Genomic DNA, 21,474 nt, shown 5'->3' on the forward strand with positions numbered 1-21,474 from the left:
TCGGTGTGATACCTAATTGTTACCCGTCTTCCCGCACAAATATGCGAACGAACAAATCATGCAACAAGATGAGGAAGACGGCGTTCCCGATGCCGTGGGCCACATCGAACGGTAGACTGAGCACGAGCAGTTTGATGAAGTCGGCCCCGATGACTTCCGCGAACGAAAGATTGGCCGTCCAGCCGAAGAGAAAACCGGCCCCCAGACCTACGAAAGCTAGGAGCCACCTTGAGTGACGAAGCAGAGGTTTAAGTAAAATGACGACGAGTACGACGAGAAGCCATCCTAAAAATTGAAACAAGACGAACGGACCGAGTCCGAGCAACAGTCCCGATAAAATCGGGACGAACAACGCCAGCATCGCGGCGCTCGTGAACCCGAAATACAAGGCCGTCAATATGAGCAACGCCGTCGACGGTTGCACGTTCGGGATGGCCACGAATAACCAGCGCCCGATGACGGCGAGCGCGAGAATCTGTGTCAGAACGGCGATCGGGATGTCCGTCCGCTCAAATCTTGACATGATTCCCGCCGCAATGATTAGGATGAGGACGTATGTGACCATAGCGCACTCCGTTTCCTATACTCGTCTAAATCGCCATCGAAGACAATCGTACCGTTCGACAGGCAAAGGATACGGTCCGCCGCCTGAATCAGTTGCTCATCATGTGTCGCACACAAAACATGTGCCGTCATGGCTTTCTCGGTTAACGCTCGTTCAAACTGAGAGCGCTCTTGCTCGGTCAAGCCCACGCTTGGCTCATCCAACAAGAACAGCGAAGCTTCGGAATCGAAGACGGCCTGCAGTTGAGCGACGCGACGATTCGCCGCATGCGGGAACGGGCCGTACTCTTGCTCGGCCGGTAAATAAACTGGCCGCTCGCCCCATTTAACCTTCCCATACAAGGGACGCACGCTTTTGGCAATCAATTCGAGCAACGTCGATTTCCCGCTCCCGTTCGTTCCGATACAGATGGTCAGTCCTGCCTGATTCGCCTCGTATGACACATGCTCGACCGCATAGGAAGCCTGCAACGGATGGCGATAGGACACGTCCGTCACGAAAAGTTGGGGCTGATTCATGGTCGGATTGACGTGAAACGGGTCGGATGGGGTATGTTCGCGCGCCCTGTCCGTGTATGCAATCCGAACGCCGAGCCCGGTCAACCTGCTGAGCAACATCGTCAAATGCTCGACCCGAAACCGATCCAAATGTCGAAACGGCTCGATTAAGACAATCGCCTCGGATGAATCGGCCAGTGCGTGAGCGATTCGGACGAGTTGCCGTTCCCCACTTGAGCACTCGTCGAATCGCTTATGAAATAGATGATCGATTTGAAGAATGGCAGCCAGTTCGGCTCCTCGCAGGGCGTCACTCCCAGAAATGAGCGATGCGACTTTCCCAGCAAGCGGAGTGTCGAGGCGAACGACTCGCGCTTGTTCTTCCCTCACCCACTCCTCGAATTCATCACGTCCGTCTGCCAAGGATAACCAACGCATCGCGCACCCCTCCCTTCGTCAAATATGGATACAGAAGCCAAACAACCGGTGTGACCATAGCCGCAGTCGCCCCGAAACTAGCGAGGACGAGGCATTGGCCCCAGTCATGTCGTTCGAAGCGTCTCATCCGATTCGTCACATATACCGGCTCGAGGCGTTGGCTTTCGATACCGACGACGACGGCCTCTTGCCAGTCACGTCGCGGATGACTGGCCAACGATAAACGGACCGCCCGTTCCATCGTCGGGACGAGCGCCCAACCGCCGTACAGCAACCTTGTCGAACGAGGCCATTTGTTCAAGAACGGCAATAAACGCTCGAGGCGCATGAATCGATTGACCCAAATCATACCGAACAAAAAAGTCGCGAGTGGAATCAATTGATTTGTGACACCACCGACCGAAATCCTCCAACCGAGAACGAACGGGGCAAGTGAAATCAATAAGAACGCGAGGATAACACCGAGCATCGCCAGTGGAAACCGTCGTTCCATCAGTAACAAACCGAACAGACCGAGGAGGAGCCAAATCGAGTCATTCAAGTATGTCAACACGTACAAATGGACGAGTAAGAAGAAAAGGAGCGTGACCGGATGTCTGCGCTCCCAATCTGCCTCATTCGAAGAAAGAAATCGCATCTTCTTCGAACCGCCATTGAATGATGTCGGTCGATTCGACTTCTTTGGCTCCGGCGCCTTCATCGCCCGGGCTACCATTGAAGGCGTAAACCCAGCCTGAGGATTGTCCGGCCGACTTCTCTTCAATTCCGTCAACGGCCGTGACATAAGTCATGTCTCCGTCGCCGACCGATTCAATGTCAAGCTCGGTCGCTTCAAGGGCATCGAGTACCGTCGCCCCTTCTTCTAAGCACACACTCTTCTCATTGAACAGCGTCTCTTCGGTCGCCGCATTGTAAACAGAAATCGTCGGCTCGACATCACAAGCCGCTTCCTCGGTCGATGTCGTATCCCCTCCGCATGCGGTCAAAAGCGGGACTAGTAAACTCATCAGAAGCAATTTTTTCATAAATCAGTCAAATCCTCTCGTTGATGGATAGAGTAGTTGTATAGAATCGTGTATTTCTCACCCGTCGTCCGCCCTTGCTGGCTCAATCCCGACAATTGAATGCTGTTGGCGAGCACCGGCTCGCGTTGCAACCAGAACTTGACGAGGCGATTATCCCGATTGATCATGAGCATCGACTCATTCTCGAACGTGTACATATCGTACAGCCCATCGAATGAGAACTGGAGGAACGGGGCATCGACTTGGGTCGTGAATTCAGACCAGGCCGGTTTCCGGATCGCGTCGAGCATATGTTCAAAGTCGACGAGTTTCTCGAAGAACGCACTTCCCGAGTCCTTATTCAGTTCATCGACTTGACGATACGTCAGCTCGCCCGATTCGTCGTAGTTGATTCGAATCTGTTGATACGAATTTGCGCGTTCGACCATGAGCAAATATTCGAGCGAACGGAGTTCACCGTCCTCGCTGAAAATCATTTTGCTTCGGTCGAGTTTGATGGACTCACTGTTGATCCGGCGCAGAATGTTGTCCGTCATCTCGTCAAACGTCTCGTCTTTAATCGACACCGTTCCAATCTGTTGTGACTCGGCCCGGAATTCGGATTGATCAAAGAGCGGGACGAACAACAGGACGATGAAGAAAAAGAACCCGACGAGCGCCCCGTACCATTTATAGCGGCTATTGCGTTTCGGGAAGAATAAGAACGACATCAGGAATCCGATTGGAATATGAAAGCCACCAATCGGGAATGAAACGATCCCGAGCAATGAAAAAAATAAAAATTTGATAAGAAAGTTTGGTTCTGGTTCTTTCAGTTGATTTAAGCGTAAACCTAGCAACGTACTGATGACGAAAAAGCCTAGCCATACGTATAGTTGTACTGTCACGTTAATCCCCCACTGTAAACTCGAAGAAGTCAGTCGCTACATGGCTATCTGGAAACACGGTGCGTACTTCATCCACAAACGCCTCGTCTCGACCTTGATAGCGGGCCGAGATATGCGTGACAATCAAACGGCCGACTTGCGCCGTTTTTGCGAGCGTTGCCGCCTCGACTGTCGTCGAGTGGCCGTATTGACGGGCGAGTTTCGCCTCTGCTTGCATGAACGTCGCTTCATGAACGAGCACGTCGACGCCAGTGGCGAGGATGGCTGCGTTCGGACAAGGGACCGTATCGCCTAGAATCGCCACGACCGGTCCTGGGACCGCGTCAGTGACGTATTCTTTAGAGACGTACGTTTTCCCTTCAAACTCGAACGTGTCAGACTGCTTGATCGTCCGATAAATCGGTCCGCTCGGGATGCCGAGCGCCATCACTTTTTCGACGAGCAATGCGCCCGGTCGTTCCGGCGCTTCAATACGGAATCCGTACGACGGGAAGCGATGGTCGAGTCGTTTGACGATGACGAGGTGACCGTCCTGTTCGAACGTATCGCCGTCCTCGTACTCGACAATCGTCAAGTCATAGCCGAGATAAGAACCCGTCACTTTCATCGTCAACTCGAGCCATTTCTTGATGCCTTTCGGTCCATATAAGGTGAGCGGGCTCGACCCGTCGAGCGCTGAACGCGTTGACAAGAACCCGGGCAGACCGAAGACGTGATCGCCGTGAAGGTGTGTCACCCAAACGGCGGAGACTTTGCGCGGTTTTACTTTCGTATGCAGCATCTGGTGCTGCGTCGCCTCGCCACAATCGATGAGCCACGTCTGTTTCGCAAGCGTGACTGCCAACCCGGAGACGTTCCGTTGTTTCGACGGCATACCAGAGCCAGTTCCTAAAAATTGTAACTTCATAAATGATAATGTCCTTTCTTGTCGTCCATTCCATGCTATACTGTAGGCAATCGTTGAAAAAGGATGTGATCCGTGATGAAGAAAGTTGAACATTCCGACTCGATCTATCAACAGATCCGGGAACGGGCGACTTCAATGAATCGCAAACACCAACAAGAATTAGGCACCTCAATCCTCATTCACGACATAGCGATGGAACTTCACTGTTCAGACGAACTCGTTTTAGAATCGTTGGAGTTCGCCGCATAATAGCTCGAACACATAGGAAGAGCCGACATCACGTCGGCTCTTTTTCATTTCGTTTTAGGTGTCGCGACGAGCTCGACAATTTGAACGACATATTCAACCAACTTGTACAGTTCGACGAGTGGCATACGCTCGTTCGTCGTATGAATTTCTTCATATCCGACAGCAAGGTTGACGGTCGGAATCCCACCGCCGGCAATCACGTTGGCGTCAGAACCGCCGCCCGAATGCAAGATTCGAATTGGACGGCCAATCGCTGTCGCGGCTGCTTTCGCCACTTCGACGACTTCGTCCCCTTCTTCGAACTTAAAGCCTGGGTACATGATGTCGATGTCGACTTCCGCACGTCCGCCATGTTCTTCAGCTGCGTCAAGATACGCTTGTTTCATCGCTTCGGCTTGTGCTTCCATTTTTTCATGAATCAATGAACGCGCCTCGGCGAGGACTTCGACGTAGTCGCAGACGATGTTCGTGGCACGGCCGCCTTCGAAGCGTCCGATGTTTGCCGTCGTCTCATCATCGATGCGGCCTAATTTCATCTTCGCGATTGCTTTCGCCGCGATTTGAATCGCCGATACACCTTTTTCCGGGGCTACACCGGCATGAGCCGTCTTGCCATAGATTTTGGCGTTCACTTTCGCCTGAGTCGGTGCTGCGACGATAATGTCGCCGACCGGGCCATCCGAATCGAGCGCGAATCCGAACTTCGCATCAATTTTCGAAAGATCGAGCACTTTTGCCCCGACGAGCCCAGATTCTTCTCCGACTGTAATCACGAACTGGATTTGACCGTGTGGAATCGCTTGTTCCGTCAACACGCGAACGAGTTCGATCATCGCCGTCAATCCGGTTTTATCATCCGCCCCGAGGATGGTCGTCCCATCCGTCACGACGTAACCGTCTTGAATACTCGTCTTGATCCCTTTACCTGGTGTGACCGTATCCATATGCGCCGTGAAATAAATCGGGTCGACGCCTTGTTTAGTCGCCGGTAGCGTAATAATCAAGTTGTTACCTGAATGAGCCGTTTTCGTCGACGCATCGTCTTCATAGACGTCGCATCCGAGCTCTGTGAAGACCGCCTTTAAATGCTCGCAGATGACTGCTTCTTCTTTCGTCTCTGAGTCGATCCCGACCAGTTGTAAAAATGTGTCAAGCACTCGTTTCTCGTTTACCATGAAAACATCCCTCCATCCAAACATTTCTAGGTTATTATAACAAACTCGTGCCGTTTGCACGAACCTTTTCCATTCTGTACAATGAGGACAAACACATTTGGAGGAACGTCATGAGTAAGAAACAGAAAAAGCGTCAACGCATTATTCAAATCGGTGTCGTCGTCATCGTATCCATCTTTTTATTGAGCACGTTTTTGTCCGGGGTGGCCATGTTCCTGTAACAGAAGGATATACCGCTCTTTTAAAATCAAGTAGCTTTTCACGTCCGACAAAATATTTAATAGCGATGAACGTACCTCAAATTCCTCACGCGACGTGGGGAGGGGTACGTTTTTTCGATAATGCTCAATCGTCTCTTCGAGCTCCCGCAGGAACGTCGAAGCGTCGGCCCGTTGATTGACGTTGTCGCCGACGCGTCGGAGGAACGTCGCGACAGGTTTGGCTTCATTGACGACCATCGTGATCTCCCGGGAGTTCTCGGCGATGCGCTTCAAGATGTCATACTGCCGTTCTCGCATCCGAAAGTACAGGTAATCCATGTCTTCGTTCCGCTTCCCAATCGAGTTCCCCATGCGACGGAGCGCAAGGTCTTTCCCTTGTTTCAAATAATCCCGTGTCTTCAAGAGCATCATCGAATGGTTGTTATAGACGCCCGTCTCGACACAGGCGGCCACATCATAAAAGTGAACGGCGAGAGCCCGGTCGATATTGTCCTTGATGCGCTCGATCTCTTTATCGAGTGTCGGCATGTACATGTTGACGACGAGTCCTACCCCGACACCGATGGCAATCAATAACAACTCGTTCACGAACAAATCGAACGAGAACTGCCCTTCCGTATATAGATGGGTCAAGATGACGACACTCGTGATCATGCCGTCCTGCAGTTTGAGCTGTTGAACGAGCGGGATGAACATGACAAAATAAAGTGTGAGCGTCGCCGGTGAATAACCGAGCAAGGTGAACATCAATGCCCCCATGCCAATCGCAATCAGGCTGGCCATGACCCGCTCATAGGAAGCCCGAAACGACTTTTTCCGTGTCTCCTGAATACTGAGGATGGCGATGATGGCTGCGAAGACGTAGTAATCGAGATGAATCGTCTCGGAGATGAGCATGGCGATCCCGGCTGCTGCCGCCGTCTTAAGCGTACGTGATCCGATTTTCATAATATCTCCTCCTCTCTCACAAAATTGTTCACTAGTTTCTTCCGTTTGGCAATCCATATGTTTGGAAGTGATCGTATTGAAAAGAAAAAAACGTGGCGTGATTCCCACGATGCTAACGCTCGCCCTTGCCGTTTTAGGTTTCCTTTGGCTCCAAGACCGTCCGAGCGGGGCGTATACCGTTCAGACCTATGACAGCGGGGACGTTTCGACCCGATCATTTGAGTCACTCGACGAGGCGCGGGCCTATATGGAACGTGGGGGCAACCGTGCCCTGCTCGATGCGTCAGGCGACGTCATCGACTTCATTGGCACTGGCATCGCCGTCACACCGACCGACCGAATCACAAACCTCTATCAGGACGCCGAGTTTAAGAAACGGCAGTCGTATGTCGCCGGCGGGACCCGACTCCGTCTCGTGCAGACGGCCGACAAGCATTTGTTGGTGAACATTTCCGGCGCCGACGTCTACGTGAAGCCGGCCGACATGAAGCTTTATCCGGACGCTGTCGTCGAGCGTCGCGGCTTCTATCAGATGCGGGACGGGCAAGTGTTCCATACCGTCGAGGCGAACGGCAACTTGGCCGGGACGTTCCTCGTCGGACCGGCGCCGCAACAGTCGTCCGACCGCTATTATACAGAGGACGTGCGCGACGTGTTCGATTCGCCATACCAGTTCGCTTCGATCGCGTCGAAGGCACCGTATTCGGCTCGCGAGCTCGACGCATTTCTCGGCACACTCGACGACAGCCCGCTCGCCGGTAAAGGCGACGCCTTCAAAGATGCCGAGGCAGAGTTCGGCATTAACGCCTTGTTCCTCATGGCCGTCGCCGGACACGAGTCCGGGTTCGGTACATCAGCCATCGCCCGGGAAAAGAATAACTTGTTCGGCTTCCAGGCGACCGACAACGATCCGAGCGGAAATGCTGCCTCCTATCCATCTGTCGAGGCGAGCATCGACGCAGCGGCTCGACTATTCGCCGAAAAGTACGTGACGGGCGCTTATGACCGGGGGCCGTTCCCTGGCAATAAACAAGAAGGCGTCAACGTCAATTACGCCTCAGACCCGTATTGGGGCGAAAAAGTCGCCGGGACGATGTATCGCATCGACCGTGAACTCGGATTGACCTATTTAGAGCAGCTGAAGTGATGGCCCAACGGCCGTCACTTTTTTTTGCAGGAATCGCCCCTTCGCTGAGCGAATACCTAAATGAACGACCATTCATTCCAAAGGGGGATTTGTATGAAAACGATTTGGATCACAGGTGGCTCATCGGGGATGGGCAAGGCGATGGCGCTAAAATTCAAAACCGAGGGTTGGAACGTCGCCATCAGCGGCCGCAACGAAGAGCGGCTACAAGAAGCGATGGGCGAACTGGAGGCCATCGGGGCCGGAGCAGCGATGGCCGTGCAACACGATGTGCGTGACTACGAGGCGTGTTCACAAGCACTCGATCAAATCAGCGAACGGTTCGGACCGGTGCATGCGCTCGTCAATAACGCAGCCGGCAACTTCGTCTGTCCGACGCTCGACTTGACGCCGAACGGCTGGACGAGCGTCATCGACATCGTCTTGAACGGGACGTTCAATTGTACCCACGTCCTCGGCAAACATTGGGAACGGGAGCAACTGCGGGACGGCTCCATCATCAACATGGTCGCCTCCTACGCCTGGCAAGCGGGCGCCGGTGTCGCCCCGAGCGCCGCCGCCAAGGCCGGGGTGCTCAATTTGACGCGGACGCTCGCCGTCGAATGGGGGTATCAGTTCGGGGCACGCGTGAACGCGATCAGCCCGGGCCCAATCGAGCGGACCGGTGGTGCCGACAAACTCGCCGTCCACGTCAAAGAAGTCGAGCGCATCCGTCGTAACGTGCCGCTCGGACGGTTCGGCACACCCGAAGAGATTGCCGACCTCGCCTATTGGATGGCGTCGGACGAGATGCGCTATTTGAACGGAGAATGTATCTCGCTCGACGGCGGCCATTGGCTCAATAAACATCCGTTCTAACCGAAAACGGCCGAGGAGATTCCTCGGCCGTTTCATATGTCTTGTCCCGTCCATTCCGCTTCGAACCTGTCCAAAAATGAGACCATGAATGCGTGGCGTTCCCGGGCGATTCGTCTCGCCCGTTTCGTATGCATCTGATTCGCGAGCCGGAGCAACTTCTCCTCGAAATGAGCGATCGCGCTTTTCGGGTCACCCTCGCCGTGGAGGCTATTGCCTCGTGCGCCGGCAAATTGGAACGTCCGGGCGATGCCGATTGCCCCAATCGCGTCGAGCCGGTCGGCGTCTTGCAGTATCGCGCTCTCACGTGACGACGGGGACCGTCCTTTTGAAAAGGACGACTCTTCAATCATCCTCAGGACGTGTGCCCGTTGTTCGGGGTCGATCGGTAACGTGTCAAGGTGACGTGCGACGAGACCTTTGTCACGTCCGAGCTTCTCATCCTCGACATCATGCAAGAGCGCCGCGAGCGTCAAAGCGAGACCGTCGACCGCTTCGCCTTCCGCGAGATGCATCGCCAAACGGCGGACGCGGTCGAGATGAGCCATGTCATGCCCGGTATGGTCTCCGGCATGGAGCTTTGTCACGTACCGCTCGGTCTCGAGCACCGCTGGATGACTCATCAAATCTCGATCGTCGTGTTCGGCTCAATCAAGAGACCGCGTTGATGCAATTGATCGCAGAACGCTCGAGCGTCTTGTTTGATGGGCGGGAACGTATCGAAATGGATCGGCACGACTCGTTTCGCTTGGAGCCAGTGCGCCGCGTCGAGCGCGTCGACCGGTCCCATCGTGAAGTTGTCTCCGATCGGGAGGAAGGCGACGTCGATCTCGAAGCGTTCGCCATACAGTTTCATATCCGAAAATAGTGCCGTGTCCCCGGCGTGATACACCGTGAGCGCGTTCGTCTCGATGATGAATCCGCCCGGCATCCCCATATAGACCGGGACGTCGCCCATGTCGAGGCTCGAGCTATGGAACGCCTGCGTCATCGTGACGCGGCCGAACGCGAACGAATGGCCGCCCCCGATGTTCATGCCGTGCACTGAGAAGCCCTTCTTCTCGTAATATGTCGCCAGTTCGTGCGTCGCGACGATCGTCGCGCCCGTCTGTTTCGCAATCAACTCGACGTCTTCGATATGGTCGAAATGAGCGTGGGTGAGCAGGATGTAGTCTGCTTTAACGCTCGCCGGGTCGACATCCGTATGCGGGTTGCTCGTCAGGAACGGGTCGATCAAGACGGACGTCCCGTCGATATCGAGTTGAACGGTTGCATGGCCATAGTATGTGATCTTCATAGAAATCCTCCCTTTCTGTTATCAGATGGATCGTTTCAGTTATAAGACTTTTTCTAAGAAGCGTTTCGCACGGTCGGTCTGCGGATTGAGCAGCAGGTCGGCCGGTTTGCCTTCCTCCATCAAGATGCCTTCGTCGAGGAAGAGGACGCGGTCAGCTACTTCACGGGCGAAGCCCATCTCGTGCGTGACGACGACCATCGTCATCCCAGTCTCGGCAAGCCCTTTCATGACGTCGAGCACTTCGTTGACCATTTCTGGATCGAGCGCTGACGTCGGCTCATCGAACAACATGACGTTCGGCTCCATAGCGAGCGCCCGGGCGATGGCGACACGTTGCTTTTGTCCGCCCGACAATTGGCTCGGGTAGGCATCAATCTTCTCTGATAATCCGACGCGTTCGAGGAGCTTTTTCGCCCGTTCGATCGCCTCGGCCTTGCTCACTTTCAAGACGTTGATCGGCGCGTACGTCAAATTGTCGAGCACGCTCATATGCGGGAACAAGTTGAACTGTTGGAACACCATGCCGATGTTTTGACGAGCCTTCGAGACGTTCGCCCCTTTTTTCGTTAGCTCATAGCCGGCGACGCTGACCGTGCCGGACGTCGGCACTTCAAGCATGTTCAAGCAACGGAGGAACGTCGATTTCCCGGAACCGGACGGACCGATGACGGCGACGACTTCCCCTTTCTCAATCGATGTCGTAATACCTTTGAGGACCTCGAGGTCACCAAATTGTTTGTATAAATCCTTTACTTGTATCATCTGCCATCACTCTTTCTAAGCCGTTTTTCTAGACGTTGACCAAGATACGTCAACACCATCACTATTGTAAAGTATATCACACCGGCAAACAGGAGCGGTTCAAAGTAGATCGCCTTTTGCCCACCGACGATTTGCGCCCGGCGCATGATGTCGAGCACACCGACCGTCGAGACGAGCGCCGATTCTTTCGTGAGCGTGATCATCTCGTTGACGAGGGCCGGCAAGATGTTTTTGAATGCCTGCGGCAAGATGATCGACCGCAGTTGTTTGACGTACGGTACGCCGAGGGCATCCGACGCTTCCCACTGGCCTTTATCGACCGCTTGAATCCCGGCCCGAATGATTTCCGAGATATAGGCCGCCGAGTTGAGTGAGAACGCGATGACGGCCGACTGGTACGGTGTCGTGATATAACCGGTCAATTGTGGCAACCCGAAGTGGATGATCGCGAGTTGCAAGATGAGCGGTGTCCCGCGGAACACGGCCGTGTAGGCGTGTCCGATGAAGTTGACGAGACGGTTCGGGACGATTTTGAATGTGGCGACGACGACGCCAAGCGTGATCCCGAACAAGGCCGAGACGAGCACGACTTGGAACATGACCGGGATCCCTTCGAGAATATACGGGATAGAATCATAAATCCGACTAAAATCCATTGTGAGTTCCTCCTAAAAAAAGGCTGACTGATATTTTCAGTCAGCCTTCTTCAATCTTTATTCAGCTGGTGCTGCTTCTTGTTCGAACCATTTTTGTGCCAACTTCTCGATTTCTCCTGAATCAATCATCTTGTTCAATTCTTCATTGAATTGATCGCGGAGCTCGTCGTCCTTACGGAAGGCAGCGGCTGAACCGGCCTCTTCCTCGTCGACGATTTCAAACGTCGTGAGTTCGCTGTCTTGATCGAGATATTTCTTCGCGACCGTGTCCTCGATGACCATCGCATCGATGCGGCCGGTCTTGATTTCTTGGATGATTTCTGGAATCTTGTTCAAGGCGACGATTTCAGCACCCGGGATTTGCTCTTTGGCAATTCCTTCTTGAATCGATCCGAGTTGGACCCCGACTTGTTTCCCGTCCAAGTCCTCAAGCGACTGAATGGCATCCCCTTTTGACAAAATCAAGTTCTTCGCCGTGAAGTAGATGTCTGAGAAATCGGCGTTCTCTTTCCGTTCTTCTGTCGGTGTCATACCCGCCATGACGAAATCGACACGACCGGCGTTGAGCGCCCCGAGCAGGCTCCCGAAGTCCATGTCTTCAATTTTCAATTCGTAGCCCATGTTCTCGGCCACTTGCTTGGCGATATCGATATCGAATCCGACAATCTCATCCCCGTTCGCCGTATCGACGAATTCATATGGGAAGTAGTCCGCACTCGTCCCCATGACGATGACTTTGTCATCTTCATCGGTCGACGTCGAACCTCCTTCGTTCACGTCTGCCCCACAGGCTACAGTAAAAGCGGCTAGGCTTGCGATACATAATGCTAGAAAACCTTTTTTCATGTTCATCGTCCCTTTCTTCAATAGGATGAAATTATCAGAACTTTAACAAAATTATGACATATATGCGAATGTTGCTCAACTGTTCTCTGACTCATCATATGTCCGACTTGTTCTTCAACCACTATATACACATAATTATTACTTGTAAAGTATATTCATGCATGAAATCTAAAAAAAATACGGTCACATTCGCTCGTAAGCAAAATAAGTGACCGTACCATTGTCCCGAGAGCCGTAGGGTTGCACTCGTTTGACCGAAGCGATGGGAATGGCGCTATACACGTGGGGATAGCGTTCCCCGTCCTCGTCAAACTCATAGTGGAGCAGGCTGCCGAGACGTCCGACATGGAACGAGACGAGCACGACTCGCTCCCCATGATAATGTCGACGCACGAATTTCCCGATCTGTTGCGGGGTGCAACAACGAATGTACCCTTCCGTTTGGAGGGTCGGCTCGTTGATCTCGCCGCGCGACAAAGCAATCGTATATTCGGCCTCGCTCATGATTTTGACGACTGGTTCCATCTCATCGATCCCTTCTTAAGAAAAAGCGCAAAGGCAATGCCTCTGCGCTCACTTCTTAGGCGTAGTAAATATCGAACAACGTCTGTAACTGCTCGACGAGCTCTTCGGCCGTCGATGACTCGATTGTGCTCCGTTCGACCATCGTGACGATATTGCCGTCTTCTAACAGCGCGATCGATGGTGACGACGGGGCGTAACCTTCGAAGTATTCTCGGGCGCGGTCAGTCGCTTCACGGTCTTGACCCGCGAACACAGTCACGAACTGGTCCGGTTTGACGCCATCCATCTTATTCACGTACGCTGCTGCCGGACGAGCGATGCCACCGGCACAGCCACATACCGAGTTGACGAGCACGAGCGTCTTGCCCTCTTTCGTTAACGCCGCGTCGACTTCTTCCGGTGTCGTGAGTTCAGTGTACCCTGCAGAGCGTACCTCATTGCGAGCTTGTTCGACTACATCTTGAAAGTATAATTGAAAATCCATATTGTTTCCCCTTTCGACTTGCGTCTGTTCTTTCTTATTTTACGTCTAGTGGATCGGTTAGGACAAGTCTATCGCTCAATTGTCCTTCGAGGAACGGTGTCGCGTTCAACAGCGTCTTGAAGGCCACATAGCGGGCCCGCGCTTCAGCGGTCGCTTCCCGGTTCGTCAAATAGGCCCGGATGAGGATGTTCTTCGGCGTGTGCTCCATATCGATGAACTCGAGGAGTTGCGCCTCATAGCCGACGAGTCCAAGTAATTCGGCCCGAATCGAATCGGTGGCGAGCGCCGCGAACCGTTCTTTGACGAGTCCATGCTGCAACATGACGTCAAGGCTCGGTGCCTCAAGTTGACGGTTCAATTCTTTTTGACAACACGGCACGCTCAAGATGACTTTCGCCCCCCAACGCACGGCCCGAGCGAGCGCCATATCTGTCGCAACGTCGCACGCATGAAGCGTGACGACCATATCGACCGCCGTCTCCCCTTCGAACTCATTGATGTCACCGACGAGGAATTCGAGACGTTCATAACCGAGGTCGCTCGCAATCCCGGCACATTCCTCGATGACTTCCTTCTTCAAATCGAGTCCAGTGATATGGACGTCATAACCTTTCATCTCATGCAAGAAATGATAGAGGGCGAACGTCAAATACGACTTTCCTGAGCCGAAATCGAGAATCCGGATGGTCCGGTCGGTCGGTAAATGTTTGATCGAGTCTTCGATAAATTCGAGGAAACGGTTGATTTGCTTGAACTTGTCGTACTTTTGGCGCTTTACTTTTCCATCCTCGGACTGGACGCCGAGTCGGATGAGGAACGGTACCGGCTCATCGAGCGGCAACAGGTACTTCTTCTCCCGGTTATGACTCAGCTTCACTTGTTTGACGGCCGTCTCGCGCTCCTTGAACGTCACTTTGAACTTTTTAGACAGTTGAAAGTGGAACTCGGACGCCTTTAACTGGAACTGTCCTTGGCGGAACGTCTCGAGCAATTCATCGAGTTCGACGACCGCCTCGTCCGGTGTGAGATTTTTATGTTTCATCACCCGTTCAAATTGGTATTCGAATTGTATATGGTACTCGCCTTTCAACAGGACCGGCTTCAATTTGACCCGGCGTAAATCGTTCGACTTTTGACGCGGTTGACTGATTGTCGCTGTGACGAGCTCGTTCTGGCGAATCACATCAGCCAGCCGTTCGGTTAATGCTGTATGTTCCACTGCGTTCATCCTTTTTTCAATAGTTTCGAAACTTTTGTTCACGTGTATTCGTACATACTATTACACGAACACGTGCAAACGTCAAAGGAGGATCATTGTATGTTCAAAAAGTTATTATCATCGATTGGAATCGGCGCCGCGACGGTGGATACACGACTCGAAGAGAGTGCCTGTGTGCCAGGCGGAACACTGAATGGTGTCGTCCATATCAAGGGCGGCAGCACCGAGCAATCGGTCGACCGGATTTACATCTTCTTCAACACGCTCTATAAGCATGAGGTGAACGACAAGACGACGTATTCGACGTTCACGATCGAGAAGATTTTGTTGAACGAAGCGCCGTTCATGATCGGTCCCGAAGAAGTGAAGGAAATCCCGTTCACAATTGACGTGCCGTTCAACACGCCGATTTCGGTCAGCCAATCGAAATCCTGGATCGAGACCGGTCTCGATATCGCCCAGGCCGTCGACCCGAAAGACGAGGACTCGATTCTCGTCAAACCGAACCAGGCCCAACAAGTCGTCCTCGACGTGCTCGACGACATCGGCTTCCGCTTGAAGAAGGCCGATACGGAGATGCTTCCGGCCCGCCATCGTTCCGGCCGTCTCCCGATTGCCCAAGAGCTCGAATACTCGCCGAACGGGACGAGATACGGACGTAAACTCGATGAGCTCGAAGTCGTCATGCTCCAAACAGAATCGTCGTTGGACTTATTGATTCAAGTCGACAAGAGCGTCCACAATCTCGGTAGCCTGTTCGCCGACTTGACCGGGACCGACGAATCGACACACCGCCTCAGCTACACAAACGCCGAGCTCACTTCGCCCGAACGGATTCGCCGCGATCTCGAGGCATTGATTGAACGTTCCATCTGAACCATGTTGCCACGGAAAATTCCGTGGCTTTTTTATTTTCCATATGAAAAATCCTGCCTTCGACTGAAGGCAGGACATGAATCAATAGAGCGTATACGTGTCTGGGTCGATCGATTCGAGTGACTGCTTGATCGCCTGCAAGAACTGACCGGCGACGAGACCGTCGAGGACACGGTGGTCGACCGACATGCACAAGTTGACCATGTCACGCGCCGCGAACATCCCATTCACCCAAACCGGACGTTTCACAATCGACTCGACCGACAAGATCGCTGCTTGCGGGTAATTCAGAATCGGTGCCGACTGAATCGAACCGAAGGCACCCGTATTGTTGATCGTGAACGTGCCGCCCCGCATCTCGTCCGCTTTCAAGCGGTTGCCGCGGGCACGGGCCGCGACGTCTTGAAGTGCGACGGCGAGACCTTTGATGTTCTTCTCGTCCGCGTTCTTGATGACCGGGACGTAGAGGGCGTCGTTCGCCGCGACGGCGACCGACAGATGAATGTCTTGATGGATTTTGATGTGATCGCCCGCCCATTCCGAGTTCATCATCGGATGTTTTTTGAGCGCCTCGATCGCCGCTTTCATAAAGAACGGCATGAACGTCAGTTTGACACCTTCCCGTTTGAAGAACTCGTCTTTCAACTTGGCCCGAGCCGTGACGAGGTTTGTCACATCGACCTCGATCATGAGCCACGCATGCGGGGCCTCATGTTTCGAGCGGACCATGTTGTTCGCAATCGCTTGACGGACACCTGCCGTCGGAATGAGTTCGACTCGGTCCGACGACGCGCCGGTTGCTGCCACAGATGGTGACACGGAAGGTGCCGCGGCCGTCTCAGGTACGTCGAGCTTCGTTTGTGTCATCGTCTCTTGGACCGGCACTTGCGTCGCCGCTTCCGGCTTGACTGGACGGCCTTCCGATAAGTAACGGAGGACGTCTTTGCGCGTGATGCGACCACCGAGGCCACTGCCGTCGAGTTCGTTCAAGTCAATCGCGTTCTCATTGGCGAGTCGGATGACGGCCGGCGAGAAACGGCCGTTATTCTGTTTTCGTGGCGCGGCCGACGCTACAGTGACCGCTTGCTTCGTCTCGACTGGGGCCGCTTCGACTTGTGCCGGTTCTGGTACCACTTCTGCTTTCGCTGGCGCCGAATCGGCACCTTCGACTTCCATGACGAGGACCGGTGTGCCGACGGCGACCGTGTCGCCTTCACTGATTAAAATCTGTTTCACGACACCGGCACTCGTCGCCGGAATCTCAGCGGTTACTTTATCGGTCATGACCTCGGCGAGCGGCTCGTACTCCTCGACGCGGTCACCTGGTTTGACGAGAAACGTTGTGATCGTCCCCTCAGTGACACTTTCCCCGAGCTGTGGCATCTTAATTGTCTGTTCCATATGACCCCTCCTTAAAAGGCGGCGAGCTGACGTGCCCGCTCCGCGATTTTTTCAGGGGATACGATGAAGAACTTCTCCATCGGTGGTGCATACGGCATCGACGGAACGTCCGGTCCCGCCAAACGCTCGATTGGCGCATCGAGTTCGAACAGCGCTTTCTCCGCGATGATGGCCGCGACTTCCCCGATGATGCTGCCTTCCTTATTGTCCTCGGTGACGAGGAGCACTTTCCCGGTCTTCTTGACGGCTTCGACGATTCCCTCTTGATCGAGCGGATAGATCGTGCGCAAATCGAGGATGTGCGTGCTGATGCCTTCAGCTTCGAGCGTCTTCGCCGCTTCCTGGGCCATGTGGACGCAAAGACCGTACGTGATGATTGTGATATCGTCACCTTCCCGCTTGACGGCGGCCTTGCCGATTTCGACCGTATAGTCGTCGGTCGGAAGGTCGGCTTTCAAGAGGCGGTACGCCCGTTTATGTTCGAAGAAGAGGACCGGGTCGTTCGAACGGATGGCTGCTTTGAGCAACCCTTTCGCATCGACCGGGTCAGATGGGATGACGACTTTGAGTCCAGGCGTCGAGTTGAACATCGCCTCGACCGATTGGGAGTGATAGAGTGCGCCATGAATCCCGCCGCCGAACGGTGCACGGATGACCATCGGGCACGTCCAATCGTTATTTGAACGGTAGCGGATTTTTGCCGCTTCGGAGACGATTTGGTTGACCGCTGGCATGATGAAGTCGGCGAATTGCATTTCGGCGATCGGACGCATGCCATACATGGCCGCCCCGATCCCGACACCTGCGATTGCGCTCTCGGCGAGCGGTGCATCGATGACGCGGTCCTCGCCGTACTTCTCAATCAAGCCTTGCGTCGCGCGGAACACACCGCCTCGGACGCCGACATCTTCCCCGAGCACGAAGACGTTCTCATCGCGTTCCATTTCTTCATGGATCGCTTCATTGATCGCTTCAATAAACGTTTTCATCACATTTCCCCCTCGTACACATGGTCCATCGTCGATTCAGAAGACGCATATGGTGCCTTATCGGCGTAAGCAGTCGCCTCATTGACTTCACGATCGACGTTCGCCTCGATCTCTGCGAGTTCTTCCTCGGTCATGACGCCATCTTCAATCAAACGCTTCCGGAACAATTGATTCCCGTCACGATTCTTAAGGTCGGCCAACTCTTCGACCGAGCGATACGCTTTGTCATCGTCATCCGACGAGTGCGGTACGAGACGTTCGACTTCGGCTTCGATGAGCGTCGGGCCTTCGCCGCGAAGGGCGCGGGCACGGGCTTCTTTCACGGCGACATAAACAGCAATCGGATCTGTCCCATCGACCGTGACGCCTGGCATCCCGTAACCTTTGGCGCGGTCCGATACGCGCTCGCAAGCGAGTTGCTTCGAGAGCGGTACCGAGATGGCGTATTTGTTGTTCTCACAGAACAAAATCACAGGCAACTTATGCACGCCCGCGAAGTTTGCACCTTCGTGGAAGTCACCTTGGTTCGATGAGCCTTCTCCGAACGAGACGAACGTGACGAGTTCTTCTTTTTTTAGTTTGGCGGCGAGCGCCACACCGACCGCATGAGGCACTTGTGTCGTCACCGGAGACGAGCCCGTCACGATGCGGTGCTGTTTCGAACCGAAATGGCCCGGCATTTGACGACCGCCCGAGTTCGGGTCTTCCGCCTTGGCGAACGCCGACAACATCAAATCGCGAGCCGTCTGTCCGAAGTGGAGGACAACGGCGACATCGCGGTAATACGGAAGAATGTAGTCCGTTCCTTTTTCAAGCGCGAACGCCGCCCCGACTTGGGCCGCCTCTTGTCCTTGACACGAGACGACGAACGGGATTTTTCCGGCACGGTTCAATTTCCACATGCGCTCATCGATTTTACGGGCGCGGACCATCGTCTCGTACATCGCACCGAGGTCTTGTTTCGTCAATCCTAGTTCCTCATATGAATTCACAGTCATCTGTTCCATTCTGTTTCCTCCTTAGGCGTGAATCGGTAATCCGTCAACGGCCAGTGCCGCTTCTTGGAACGCTTCGCTCAGCGCCGGGTGAGGATGGACGAGTTGGCCCATTTCCCATGCCGTGGCGTTCAAGACGAGAGCGAGTCCGCCTTCTGTGATTAATTCCGTCGCTTTCGGCCCGACGATGTGTACACCGAGCAGGTCGTCTGTCGTCTTGTCCGACACGAGTTTGACGAATCCATCCGCTTGTCCTTCGATGCGGGCCTTGCCGAGGCCGTTGAAACGATACGTGCCCGTTTTGACTTCATGCCCGGCTGCTTTGGCACCTTCTTCGGTCATGCCGACCGATGCGACTTCTGGGACCCCATAGACACAACGCGGGATCAAGGCGTAATCGAGCGGAGTCGGCTCGTGACCGAGAATCGTCTCGACCGCCTTCACTCCTTCTGCCGAAGCGACATGGGCGAGTTGAAGTTTGCCGATGCAGTCTCCGATGGCGAAGATGTGACGTTCTTTCGTCCGATACTGCTCATCGACTTGGATGACACCGTTCTCGACGACAATCGACGTGTTCTGTAACCCGAGATGCTCCGTATTGGCGACCCGTCCGACCGAGACGAGCACACACTCGACCGAGATCATCTCTTCGCCGACCGCGAGCGAGACGGCATCGGTTGCTACTTCTGTACGCTCCGGGTCGACGGTGACGTTCTTCAACACACGGACGCCCCGTTTTTTCAGGAGTCGCTCGACTTCCCGTGACACCGCCTTGTCTTCGAGCGGCAACAGACGCTCCCCGACTTCAATCAGCGTGACCGCGACATCAAGGTCGATGAGCATCGAGGCCCATTCGACACCGATGACCCCACCGCCGACGATGGCGATGGATTCTGGCAACTGTTCGAACTGGAGCAGGTCGTCCGAGTTCAAGATGCGTGTATGGTCAAACGGCAGGCCTGGCAGTTCGCGCGGAATCGATCCTGTCGCGATGATGAGCTGGTTCGGCAAGATGAGCTCGGACTCCCCGGATTCGTCTTCGACCGCGACCGTTCCCGGCTGCGGCGAGAAGATGCTCGGTCCCAAAATCGATGCCTTTCCGCGAAACACCTCGATTTTACCTTGCTTCATCAAATGCTCAATACCTTTTTCTAGTCCCGCGACCAAGTCGCGTTTGAACGACTGGGCCCGCTCCATGTTGAACGAAACGGATCCCGTCTCAACACCGTACGTGCTCCCGTGTTTTGCCGTCTGATAGACGTGGGCCGCTTTCAACAACGCCTTCGTCGGGATGCAGCCTTTATGTAGACATGTCCCGCCGAGTTTCTCGGCCTCCACGATTGCGACAGTTTTCCCGGCTTGGGCCGCCTTGATGGCTGCGACATATCCGCCAGGACCGCCGCCGATGACGACGATCTCAAATTCTCGTGCCATGTGTATCCCCCTCATATTCTCGAACTGCTTCTTCATGTCGGATGGCCCGGAGTGCGCCTTCGGCGAGTGCCTTCAGCTCATCTTCGCCCGGATAGATGTGGACCGGCGCCAAATAGCCGACGCGCGCACTGATTTGCTCGGTCAGCCAAGTCGAATAGGCGATGCCACCCGTCAACAGAATCGCGTCGACGTCGCCGCGTAGCGTGGCGCCATGTTTGGCGATTTCCTGGGCGACGCGGTATGCCATCGTCTCGTAAAGAAGAGCGGCCTGTTCATCACCATCTGCCATGCGCTGTTCGATCTCGATCGCGTCGAACGTTCCTAGGTGGGCAAACAGCCCGCCGCGTCCGACGATTTTTTGTTTCATTTCCGACTCTTTATACCTGGTACTATAACATAGTTCTACTACCTGTCCAACAGGAATCGAGCCTGCCCGTTCCGGTGCGAGCGGCCCGTCGCCGTCTAGTCCGTTGTTCACATCGATGACGGCCCCTTTGGCGTGGGCACCGACTGTGATACCTCCCCCGAGGTGGGCAATAATCAAGTTGAGCTTATTGTAATCGCTTCCATTTTCGGCTGCGAAACGTTTTGCGACAGCCTTTTGATTCAAGGCGTGAAAGATGCTGCGACGATTGATCTCTGGCATTCCCGTCGCACGCGCGAGCGGGCTGAGCTCATCGACGACGACTGGATCGACGATGAAATTCGGTACCTGAAATAATTCACCGAGTTTATAAGCGAGTAATCCACCCAAGTTCGAGGCATGCATCCCGAAGCGACCGCTCGCCAAATCCTCACGCATGAGCGGATTGACGGCGTACGTCCCCGATGTCATCGGGGCCAGCAATCCCCCGCGACCGACGATTGCGGACAAGTCCTCGCCCGCAATGCCCGTTTCGGCCAATAAGTCCCGCACTTCGCGTTCTCGATGCGGGAGTTGCTCCGGAAGTGACAATCCTGTGACGTCGGCCTCGTGACGGACGGTACGAGATAAAATCTCGTCCGCTCCGTCAAACAAGCCGACCTTCGTCGAAGTCGAACCCGGGTTGATGGCGAGAATGAGCTGTCGTGTCATC

The 21,474-nt window shown here is 54.3% G+C and carries 25 protein-coding genes; 4 read left to right on the plus strand and 21 right to left on the minus strand.

Going from position 1 to position 21,474, the window contains the following annotated elements:
- Window positions 1–19: 19 nt before the first annotated feature.
- The 6 genes from KNP72_RS00790 to rnz are packed head-to-tail and all read right to left on the minus strand — an operon-like array spanning window position 20 to window position 4,319.
- Window positions 20–565 carry a hypothetical protein gene (locus tag KNP72_RS00790; protein WP_214831821.1) on the minus strand — a complete coding sequence of 182 codons (546 nt, stop codon included), beginning with the start codon at window positions 563–565 and terminating at the stop codon, window positions 20–22.
- Complete coding sequence (locus KNP72_RS00795) at window positions 541–1,500, minus strand: ATP-binding cassette domain-containing protein (RefSeq protein ID WP_214831822.1); 960 nt, start codon at window positions 1,498–1,500, stop codon at window positions 541–543. Before KNP72_RS00795 ends, KNP72_RS00790 begins: the two co-directional genes overlap by 25 nt.
- The gene (locus tag KNP72_RS00800; protein WP_214831823.1) at window positions 1,469–2,137 is read right to left on the minus strand and encodes a hypothetical protein; all 669 of its coding nucleotides are present in this window, start codon (window positions 2,135–2,137) and stop codon (window positions 1,469–1,471) included. Before KNP72_RS00800 ends, KNP72_RS00795 begins: the two co-directional genes overlap by 32 nt.
- Window positions 2,115–2,507, minus strand: a complete 393-nt coding sequence (locus tag KNP72_RS00805) for a DUF4430 domain-containing protein (RefSeq protein WP_236355691.1) — start codon at window positions 2,505–2,507, stop codon at window positions 2,115–2,117. Before KNP72_RS00805 ends, KNP72_RS00800 begins: the two co-directional genes overlap by 23 nt.
- A gap of 14 nt (window positions 2,508–2,521) precedes the next feature.
- On the minus strand, window positions 2,522–3,412 hold the full coding sequence (locus KNP72_RS00810) for a hypothetical protein (RefSeq protein ID WP_214831824.1): 891 nt from the start codon (window positions 3,410–3,412) through the stop codon (window positions 2,522–2,524).
- A gap of 1 nt (window position 3,413) precedes the next feature.
- Complete coding sequence (rnz, locus tag KNP72_RS00815; protein WP_214831825.1) at window positions 3,414–4,319, minus strand: ribonuclease Z; 906 nt, start codon at window positions 4,317–4,319, stop codon at window positions 3,414–3,416.
- A 75-nt stretch (window positions 4,320–4,394) separates the two neighbouring features.
- On the opposite strand from rnz, the gene KNP72_RS00820 reads away from it, so the two are divergent.
- Window positions 4,395–4,568 carry a hypothetical protein gene (locus tag KNP72_RS00820; protein ID WP_021067671.1) on the plus strand — a complete coding sequence of 58 codons (174 nt, stop codon included), beginning with the start codon at window positions 4,395–4,397 and terminating at the stop codon, window positions 4,566–4,568.
- A 44-nt stretch (window positions 4,569–4,612) separates the two neighbouring features.
- On the opposite strand, the gene KNP72_RS00825 is transcribed toward KNP72_RS00820, so the two are convergent.
- On the minus strand, window positions 4,613–5,743 hold the full coding sequence (locus tag KNP72_RS00825) for a M20/M25/M40 family metallo-hydrolase (RefSeq protein WP_029595289.1): 1,131 nt from the start codon (window positions 5,741–5,743) through the stop codon (window positions 4,613–4,615).
- Between the two features lie 179 nt (window positions 5,744–5,922).
- Window positions 5,923–6,912, minus strand: coding sequence for an aromatic acid exporter family protein (locus tag KNP72_RS00830; protein ID WP_214720388.1), 990 nt, complete (start codon window positions 6,910–6,912; stop codon window positions 5,923–5,925).
- Between the two features lie 109 nt (window positions 6,913–7,021).
- Between KNP72_RS00830 and KNP72_RS00835 the strand changes: the two genes are divergently transcribed.
- Both KNP72_RS00835 and fadH read left to right on the plus strand, forming a co-directional pair.
- Window positions 7,022–8,059 carry an N-acetylglucosaminidase gene (locus KNP72_RS00835; RefSeq protein WP_251128799.1) on the plus strand — a complete coding sequence of 346 codons (1,038 nt, stop codon included), beginning with the start codon at window positions 7,022–7,024 and terminating at the stop codon, window positions 8,057–8,059.
- A gap of 93 nt (window positions 8,060–8,152) precedes the next feature.
- Window positions 8,153–8,917: a 2,4-dienoyl-CoA reductase gene (gene fadH / locus KNP72_RS00840; RefSeq protein ID WP_034777934.1), complete on the plus strand. Its 765-nt coding sequence runs from the start codon at window positions 8,153–8,155 to the stop codon at window positions 8,915–8,917.
- A 32-nt stretch (window positions 8,918–8,949) separates the two neighbouring features.
- Here the strand turns inward: fadH and KNP72_RS00845 are convergent, their stop codons facing one another.
- The 8 genes from KNP72_RS00845 to KNP72_RS00880 form a co-directional block, all read right to left on the minus strand.
- Complete coding sequence (locus KNP72_RS00845; protein ID WP_214831827.1) at window positions 8,950–9,537, minus strand: HD domain-containing protein; 588 nt, start codon at window positions 9,535–9,537, stop codon at window positions 8,950–8,952.
- Window positions 9,537–10,211, minus strand: coding sequence for a metal-dependent hydrolase (locus KNP72_RS00850; protein WP_214753165.1), 675 nt, complete (start codon window positions 10,209–10,211; stop codon window positions 9,537–9,539). The genes KNP72_RS00845 and KNP72_RS00850 overlap by 1 nt, the downstream gene beginning before the upstream one ends.
- A 39-nt stretch (window positions 10,212–10,250) precedes the next feature.
- Window positions 10,251–10,973, minus strand: coding sequence for an amino acid ABC transporter ATP-binding protein (locus KNP72_RS00855; RefSeq protein ID WP_214831829.1), 723 nt, complete (start codon window positions 10,971–10,973; stop codon window positions 10,251–10,253).
- On the minus strand, window positions 10,970–11,629 hold the full coding sequence (locus tag KNP72_RS00860; RefSeq protein ID WP_021067679.1) for an amino acid ABC transporter permease: 660 nt from the start codon (window positions 11,627–11,629) through the stop codon (window positions 10,970–10,972). Before KNP72_RS00860 ends, KNP72_RS00855 begins: the two co-directional genes overlap by 4 nt.
- Window positions 11,630–11,686: 57 nt before the next feature.
- Window positions 11,687–12,475 (minus strand): transporter substrate-binding domain-containing protein, encoded by a 789-nt coding sequence (locus KNP72_RS00865; RefSeq protein ID WP_029595285.1) that lies wholly within the window; start codon window positions 12,473–12,475, stop codon window positions 11,687–11,689.
- A gap of 183 nt (window positions 12,476–12,658) precedes the next feature.
- A complete protein-coding gene (locus KNP72_RS00870; protein WP_021067681.1) occupies window positions 12,659–13,000 on the minus strand; it encodes a DUF952 domain-containing protein in 342 nt (113 codons plus the stop codon).
- 55 nt (window positions 13,001–13,055) lie between these two features.
- A complete protein-coding gene (locus KNP72_RS00875) occupies window positions 13,056–13,484 on the minus strand; it encodes a BrxA/BrxB family bacilliredoxin (RefSeq protein ID WP_214720382.1) in 429 nt (142 codons plus the stop codon).
- A 34-nt stretch (window positions 13,485–13,518) separates the two neighbouring features.
- Entirely contained in the window at window positions 13,519–14,712 is a 1,194-nt protein-coding gene (locus KNP72_RS00880) for a class I SAM-dependent methyltransferase (protein WP_214831830.1), read from the minus strand.
- Window positions 14,713–14,802: 90 nt separating this feature from the next.
- On the opposite strand from KNP72_RS00880, the gene KNP72_RS00885 reads away from it, so the two are divergent.
- Complete coding sequence (locus tag KNP72_RS00885) at window positions 14,803–15,579, plus strand: sporulation protein (protein WP_214831832.1); 777 nt, start codon at window positions 14,803–14,805, stop codon at window positions 15,577–15,579.
- A gap of 81 nt (window positions 15,580–15,660) precedes the next feature.
- Here KNP72_RS00885 and KNP72_RS00890 read toward each other — a convergent pair whose 3' ends face one another.
- Genes KNP72_RS00890 through buk form a run of 5 tightly spaced genes read right to left on the minus strand, consistent with a single transcriptional unit; the run spans window position 15,661 to window position 21,473 of the window.
- Window positions 15,661–16,980, minus strand: coding sequence for a dihydrolipoamide acetyltransferase family protein (locus KNP72_RS00890; RefSeq protein ID WP_214831834.1), 1,320 nt, complete (start codon window positions 16,978–16,980; stop codon window positions 15,661–15,663).
- A gap of 11 nt (window positions 16,981–16,991) precedes the next feature.
- Entirely contained in the window at window positions 16,992–17,969 is a 978-nt protein-coding gene (locus KNP72_RS00895; RefSeq protein ID WP_029595281.1) for an alpha-ketoacid dehydrogenase subunit beta, read from the minus strand.
- Window positions 17,969–18,967 (minus strand): thiamine pyrophosphate-dependent dehydrogenase E1 component subunit alpha, encoded by a 999-nt coding sequence (locus KNP72_RS00900; RefSeq protein WP_214720401.1) that lies wholly within the window; start codon window positions 18,965–18,967, stop codon window positions 17,969–17,971. Before KNP72_RS00900 ends, KNP72_RS00895 begins: the two co-directional genes overlap by 1 nt.
- 21 nt (window positions 18,968–18,988) lie before the next feature.
- Window positions 18,989–20,398, minus strand: a complete 1,410-nt coding sequence (lpdA, locus tag KNP72_RS00905) for a dihydrolipoyl dehydrogenase (protein WP_214831836.1) — start codon at window positions 20,396–20,398, stop codon at window positions 18,989–18,991.
- Entirely contained in the window at window positions 20,382–21,473 is a 1,092-nt protein-coding gene (gene buk, locus KNP72_RS00910) for a butyrate kinase (RefSeq protein WP_214831838.1), read from the minus strand. Before buk ends, lpdA begins: the two co-directional genes overlap by 17 nt.
- Window position 21,474: the final 1 nt, after the last annotated feature.

It is taken from the genome of Exiguobacterium sp. s152 (assembly GCF_018618335.1).
Classification (GTDB): domain Bacteria; phylum Bacillota; class Bacilli; order Exiguobacteriales; family Exiguobacteriaceae; genus Exiguobacterium; species Exiguobacterium chiriqhucha.

Bases quoted from the DNA above. Each gene is read 5' to 3' on its own strand.
- KNP72_RS00790 (WP_214831821.1), bottom strand. From the start codon at position 565: ATGGTCACATACGTCCTCATCCTAATCATTGCGGCGGGAATCATGTCA.
- KNP72_RS00795 (WP_214831822.1), bottom strand. From the start codon at position 1,500: ATGCGTTGGTTATCCTTGGCAGACGGACGTGATGAATTCGAGGAGTGG.
- KNP72_RS00800 (WP_214831823.1), bottom strand. From the start codon at position 2,137: ATGCGATTTCTTTCTTCGAATGAGGCAGATTGGGAGCGCAGACATCCG.
- KNP72_RS00805 (WP_236355691.1), bottom strand. From the start codon at position 2,507: ATGAGTTTACTAGTCCCGCTTTTGACCGCATGCGGAGGGGATACGACA.
- rnz (WP_214831825.1), bottom strand. From the start codon at position 4,319: ATGAAGTTACAATTTTTAGGAACTGGCTCTGGTATGCCGTCGAAACAA.
- KNP72_RS00820 (WP_021067671.1), top strand. From the start codon at position 4,395: ATGAAGAAAGTTGAACATTCCGACTCGATCTATCAACAGATCCGGGAA.
- KNP72_RS00825 (WP_029595289.1), bottom strand. From the start codon at position 5,743: ATGGTAAACGAGAAACGAGTGCTTGACACATTTTTACAACTGGTCGGG.
- KNP72_RS00830 (WP_214720388.1), bottom strand. From the start codon at position 6,912: ATGAAAATCGGATCACGTACGCTTAAGACGGCGGCAGCAGCCGGGATC.
- KNP72_RS00835 (WP_251128799.1), top strand. From the start codon at position 7,022: ATGCTAACGCTCGCCCTTGCCGTTTTAGGTTTCCTTTGGCTCCAAGAC.
- fadH (WP_034777934.1), top strand. From the start codon at position 8,153: ATGAAAACGATTTGGATCACAGGTGGCTCATCGGGGATGGGCAAGGCG.
- KNP72_RS00845 (WP_214831827.1), bottom strand. From the start codon at position 9,537: ATGAGTCATCCAGCGGTGCTCGAGACCGAGCGGTACGTGACAAAGCTC.
- KNP72_RS00850 (WP_214753165.1), bottom strand. From the start codon at position 10,211: ATGAAGATCACATACTATGGCCATGCAACCGTTCAACTCGATATCGAC.
- KNP72_RS00855 (WP_214831829.1), bottom strand. From the start codon at position 10,973: ATGATACAAGTAAAGGATTTATACAAACAATTTGGTGACCTCGAGGTC.
- KNP72_RS00860 (WP_021067679.1), bottom strand. From the start codon at position 11,629: ATGGATTTTAGTCGGATTTATGATTCTATCCCGTATATTCTCGAAGGG.
- KNP72_RS00865 (WP_029595285.1), bottom strand. From the start codon at position 12,475: ATGAAAAAAGGTTTTCTAGCATTATGTATCGCAAGCCTAGCCGCTTTT.
- KNP72_RS00870 (WP_021067681.1), bottom strand. From the start codon at position 13,000: ATGGAACCAGTCGTCAAAATCATGAGCGAGGCCGAATATACGATTGCT.
- KNP72_RS00875 (WP_214720382.1), bottom strand. From the start codon at position 13,484: ATGGATTTTCAATTATACTTTCAAGATGTAGTCGAACAAGCTCGCAAT.
- KNP72_RS00880 (WP_214831830.1), bottom strand. From the start codon at position 14,712: ATGAACGCAGTGGAACATACAGCATTAACCGAACGGCTGGCTGATGTG.
- KNP72_RS00885 (WP_214831832.1), top strand. From the start codon at position 14,803: ATGTTCAAAAAGTTATTATCATCGATTGGAATCGGCGCCGCGACGGTG.
- KNP72_RS00890 (WP_214831834.1), bottom strand. From the start codon at position 16,980: ATGGAACAGACAATTAAGATGCCACAGCTCGGGGAAAGTGTCACTGAG.
- KNP72_RS00895 (WP_029595281.1), bottom strand. From the start codon at position 17,969: ATGAAAACGTTTATTGAAGCGATCAATGAAGCGATCCATGAAGAAATG.
- KNP72_RS00900 (WP_214720401.1), bottom strand. From the start codon at position 18,967: ATGACTGTGAATTCATATGAGGAACTAGGATTGACGAAACAAGACCTC.
- lpdA (WP_214831836.1), bottom strand. From the start codon at position 20,398: ATGGCACGAGAATTTGAGATCGTCGTCATCGGCGGCGGTCCTGGCGGA.
- buk (WP_214831838.1), bottom strand. From the start codon at position 21,473: ATGACACGACAGCTCATTCTCGCCATCAACCCGGGTTCGACTTCGACG.